This is a genomic window from uncultured Gimesia sp., from assembly GCF_937919775.1.
Lineage (GTDB): Bacteria > Planctomycetota > Planctomycetia > Planctomycetales > Planctomycetaceae > Gimesia.
The window spans coordinates 1-4,645 of the sequence record NZ_CALFPF010000552.1 but is presented as its reverse complement, the minus strand read 5'-3'; the positions used below and the strand labels follow the sequence as shown (position 1 = coordinate 4,645).

At 52.5% G+C, this 4,645-nt stretch carries 3 protein-coding genes; 2 read left to right on the top strand and 1 reads right to left on the bottom strand.

What is annotated here, in order from left to right:
* Window positions 1–43: 43 nt before the first annotated feature.
* Both Q0294_RS15920 and Q0294_RS15915 read left to right on the top strand, forming a co-directional pair.
* Entirely contained in the window at window positions 44–2,080 is a 2,037-nt protein-coding gene (locus Q0294_RS15920) for a prolyl oligopeptidase family serine peptidase (protein ID WP_299467422.1), read from the top strand.
* Window positions 2,081–2,153: 73 nt separating this feature from the next.
* Complete coding sequence (locus Q0294_RS15915) at window positions 2,154–3,347, top strand: RidA family protein (protein WP_299467420.1); 1,194 nt, start codon at window positions 2,154–2,156, stop codon at window positions 3,345–3,347.
* 86 nt (window positions 3,348–3,433) lie between these two features.
* Here the strand turns inward: Q0294_RS15915 and Q0294_RS15910 are convergent.
* On the bottom strand, window positions 3,434–4,645 hold a 1,212-nt coding region (locus tag Q0294_RS15910), incomplete at its 5' end, for a DUF1501 domain-containing protein (protein ID WP_299467418.1).

Genomic DNA, 4,645 nt, shown 5'->3' with positions numbered 1-4,645 from the left:
TTACAATATTCCTGATCATCAGATTTCCTGCGAGAACCCACCTATGATTTTTCTACGAAAATTGATTGTCAAAACTACAATCGTGTTTGCGCTGTGTGCGACACTTTCCCCTGCCCTGTTACCCGCCGATGGACCGGCTGACAATATCGCCGATCAGGTCCGCCGGATTCCGGCCCTCGGCGTGGAAGTTCCCGCCGAACAGAAACAGCAGCTCCAGGCAGGACTCGCGAAACTTCAGACATCGCTGGATCAGTTAAAGAAGAGTAAGGACACACGGATTCAGTCTTTGATTCCGGATGTGGAAATCTATCATCGGGCCGTGCGGTGTGCGCTCGAGTATCAGGAATTCTTCCACGAACGCGAAATCGGCAACGGGCTCAAGTTATTACAGCAGGGCCAGGAACGGGCAGACCAGTTGTTGAAAGGCGAAGCCCCCTGGACGCGTCAGACAGGACTGGTCGTTCGCGGATATATTTCGAAGATCGATCAGACCGTGCAGCCCTACGGCCTGGTGATTCCGGACAGCTATACCTTTTCGGGTAAAAGCCAGTATCGTTGTGACCTCTGGTTTCACGGCAGAGGAGAACGCCTGAGTGAACTTAACTTCATTGATCAGCAACAACGATCCCGCGGGCAGTACACCCCCGCCGACACCATCGTGCTGCATCCCTACGGTCGTTATTCCAACGCCTTCAAGTTCGCGGGCGAAGTCGATGTGCTGGAAGGATTAGAATCGACCAAACAACACTATCGCATCGACGAAGATCGCATTTCGGTCCGCGGCTTTTCGATGGGGGGCGCCGCCTGCTGGCAGTTCGCCGTGCATTACGCCGACCGCTGGTTTGCCGCGAATCCGGGAGCCGGCTTTTCCGAAACGCCTCTGTTCCTGGATGTCTTCCAGAAGGAAACTCTGAATCCGACCTGGTATGAGAAAAAATTGTGGCAGATGTATGACTGCCCCGGTTACGCGCTCAATCTGTTTCAGTGCCCGACCGTCGCCTACAGTGGGGAAATCGACAGTCAAAAACAGGCGGCCGATGTGATGGAACTCGCTTTGAAAAATGTGGGCATTGATCTGGTGCACATTATCGGGCCAGACACCGCGCACAAGCTGCACCCCGATTCTAAAATCATCATTGAAGACAAAATGGACTCGCTGGCAAGAGTGGGCCGTCAGAGAATTCCCAGCACCGTGCATCTGGTCGCGTATACCTTAAAGTACAACCGGATGAACTGGGTGACGCTGGACGCGATGGGCGAAGAATGGACTCAGGCACACATCAATGCCCGGCTGCATTCCCAGAATCGTGTCGAAGTCAAAACAGATAATGTGACCGCGTTTTCGCTGAAAATGGATGCGGGAGAGTCGCCGCTGGACATGACCCATCCGGTCATGGTTCAAGTGGATGGTGTGAAACTCGAAGCCCCCCGCCCCATGTCAGACCGTTCGTGGCAGGTCTCTTTTCACAAAACCGGCGATGCATGGCATGTCGGTCCCGTCGTTTATGAACCGGGACAACTGGTCAAAAAACATAATCTGCAAGGACCGATTGACGACGCCTTTATGGATTCGTTCATCTTTGTCTCCCCTTCCGGAACCTGTGCTTCGCCAACTGTCGACAAGTGGGTGCAGTCAGAAATGAAACACGCGATCGTGCACTGGCGACAGCAGTTCCGCGGCGATGCCCGCGTCATGCAGGATTCAAAAATTACTGACAAAGAAATTGCCTCCAGCAATCTGATTTTGTGGGGCGATCCTCAGAGTAACCAGCTCATCAAAAAGATTGTCGACAAACTGCCGATTCAATGGAATCAGGAAACCATTGTCGTTGGTGAGAAGCAGTATCCTGCCGATCATCATGCCCCGATTTTGATTTTCCCTAATCCGTTGAATCCCGAAAAATACGTGGCTCTCAACAGCGGGTTTACCTATCGCGAGTATGCGTATCTGAACAATGCCCGGCAGGTGCCGATGCTGCCCGACTGGGCGATTATCGACTTGCGTACGCCGGCCGGCAGCCAGTATCCGGGCAAAGTCGTCGATGCCAATTTCTTTGACGAATTCTGGCGTGTCAAATAATGTAATCCGATTTCGAAGGGCGCCACTTCGGAATGAACTGAAAATCAATCCTCTTAGAATGATGAGTTCCTCCATGAAAACTCTGACTAATTCACTCATCGCCGCTTTGTTTCTGACGATCACCAGCCTGGCCGTTGCCGAGGTCTCCTATTATAAACCCTCGTCAAAAACCGGGGCTTCTCTCTGTGTGATTGTCAAAGACAATGTATTGGCGCACACATCGCAAATCCTGCCTTTAAATATCAAGGGGGGTAGAATTACTTCAGAAAATGCCCGCGATCAATGCGTGCTCGTGCTCAAGAATTTGAATTACCTACTGGAAAAAGTTGACAGCAGCCTGAACCAACTGGTGAAATTGAATATCTATGTCACCCATGAAGACCTGATCCAGGAGATGCAAGGGCTGATCAAAGAACTAAAATTACCAGCTCAGCCTGCGTGCACTTTTGTCGTGACAAAGCTGGCTGATCCTAAAGCATTGGTCGCTATGGATGCCGTCGCCGTATCAGGTTCAAACAAGAAGCTGTCACAGGTACAGATTTTCAATGACGACGTTTCCGGCTTCCGAGCCGCGTTACTGCCGGCGGGGCGCACCGCCTACATCTCAGGTCAGGCGGTGAAAGCAGGTACGCTGGCCGAGTCCACCAAAAAAACGATGGAAGAATTATTCCAAACGATCAAGTACCTGGGTGGTTCACCGGAAAATATCATCCAGATCAAAGCCTTTCTGACTCCGATGTCGGAGGCTGCGGTAGCCAGTCAGGTCATCGATGGTTGTTTCCCGTATGATACGAAGCATCCCGTTACACTGGTCGAATGGTATTCTTCCCTGCCGATTGAAATCGAGATGATCGTCGCTCTGCCGGGCGAAGCATCCACGACGCGACCTGCAGAGACCGTCACTTACCAAACGCCTACCGGCATGAAAGCCTCGCCGGTTTTCAGCCGCGTGGCGATTGCAGAAGTCAGCGACCGGATTTATGTCTCGGGAATTACTGCCAAAGAACCTGGCGATAACAGCACACGCATTCGCAGCGTGTTCGATCAGTTGAAAGCGATTGTCGGGGAAGCGGGCAGTGACATGCAACACCTTGTCAAAGCCACCTATTATGTTTCCGACGATGCCATCAGCGGCGATTTCGGCAAGATTCGCCAGGAATATTACGATCGCCAGCGCCCGCCGGCTGCCTCTAAGGCCACGGTCAAAAGCGTAGGTGTTCCGAATCGCATTCTGGTGATCGATATGATTGCGGTGCCAGCGAAATAATTTCGAGTTGACTCGCGGCAGAAAAACAAAAAACGCCCTGGTTCAACAGGGCGTTTTTTTGATGGCTGGTTTTATGCGGTTCTCGCTCAGGCAATGATCTCATGCACGACACGGTTCACTTGTTTGTCAATCAGTGATTGCTCTGCACCATTGCGTGTGAACGTCAGCCGTTCTGCATCTATTCCAAACAGATGCATCAATGTTGCGTGATAATCACTGGGGCTGACTTTGTCTACGACAGCATGATGTCCGAATTCATCGGTCTCGCCGTAGGTCATGCCTCCCTTCAAACCACCGCCGGCCAGCCACATGCTGAAGCCGTAGGTGTTATGGTCCCGTCCCTGTTTCGCCATACCGGCGTCATTCTGGATCACGGGCAGTCGTCCCATTTCACCGCCCCAATGCACGAGCGTCTCATCCAGCAGACCGCGTTGCTTGAGGTCTTTCACCAGGCCCGCAGAAGGAACATCGACCCGTTTGCAGGTACTGGGGAGGGAAGTCCGCATGCTGGTATGATGGTCCCAATGCTGGTTTCCGGTCATGATTTGCACGAATCGCACGCCGCGTTCAATCAGACGACGGGAAATCAGACAACGCTTTCCAAACTCGGCCGATGCGGGATCGTCAATTCCATACATGGCCTGAGTGGCTTTGGTTTCCTTGCTCAAGTCGAGTGCCTCGGTGGCCGCGGTCTGCATTTTGGCAGCCAACTCGTAGCTGGCAATGCGGGCAGAAAGATCATCTTCGCCGGGGTGCTGATTGAGATGTCTCTGATTCAGCGTTCCTAAAAAGTCGAGGTATTTTTCCTGGGCTTTCCCACTCAGATGAGGAGGCGAGTTCAGATTGAGAATTCGTGGTTCTTTGGGACGAATCACGGTTCCCTGATAGAGCGAAGGCAGCCAGCCATTAGTCCAGTTATCAACGCCCAGCACTGGTGCTCCGCCGGGATCAACCATCGCGATATAAGCGGGAAGATTTTCCGATTCGGAACCTAATCCGTAAGTCAACCAGCTTCCCAGAGTCGGACGTCCGGGAAGAATGCGCCCGCTGTGCATGGCGTAAATCGACTGGCCATGATTATTCACGCTCGTATGCATGGACCGCATCAGCACGATGTCATCCACGACTTCACCCAGACCGGGCAGCAACTCCGACAGTTCGGTGCCGCATTCTCCATGCTTACTGAATTTCCAGGGACTGCCCAGCACTTTAGAACTGGCCTGGGCGGCGTTGTCGTACTTGATGTCTCCCGGAAACTTCTTGCCATCGTATTTCTGGAGCATGGGTTTGGGATCAAA